At 45.6% G+C, this 669-nt stretch carries 1 protein-coding gene; it reads left to right on the plus strand.

The features are described from left to right. Nucleotides 1-669, plus strand: a 669-nt coding sequence (locus A3763_RS06185) for an EAL domain-containing protein (RefSeq protein WP_156494966.1), incomplete at both ends; no start/stop codon positions are given.

Here is a 669-nt window from a genome sequence, read left to right on the forward strand (position 1 = left end):
CAGCGCCAGCCAATTCAAGCTTTACTACCAACCTATCATCGACATTGAAACGGGTGAAATTCTCGCGCTTGAAGCCTTGCTACGCTGGCATCATCCTGACAAAGGTTTAGTCACGCCAGAGTACTTTATTGATGTCGCTGAGCAAACGGGCTTATTGCACGACATTGGTCAATGGGTAATTTCTAACGCCTGCCTGCAAGGACGAGCAATTCAGGAATGGTCAGACACGCCGATACAAATAGCGCTCAACCTCTCTAACCGCCAATTTAACCATCCGCGAATAGTTGAACTTATCCAAAAAGCAGTAGAGAGCACTAAATTTGATCCAAAGAACCTGATTCTGGAAATGTCGGAAAGCACGATCACAAGCAATATCGAGACATCCTTTGTGACACTTACTCAACTTAAAGAGTTGGGCGTGTCACTGACAATCGACAGCTTTGGAACCGGTCTAAGCTCACTACGACAGTTAAAGCAAATTCCCGCCGACATCATTAAGGTCGACCGAACTTTCGTGAATGGCATACCAAGGGATGAAAGCGATATGGCCATCACTGAAACACTGCTAGCTATTGCGAGTCAGATGGATTTAAAAACCTTTGCTACAGGGATCGAAACGAAGGAGCAGGAAGCTTTCTTAAAGATTAATGGCTGTCGATATGGGCAAGG

It is taken from the genome of Oleiphilus sp. HI0128 (genome assembly GCF_001635365.1).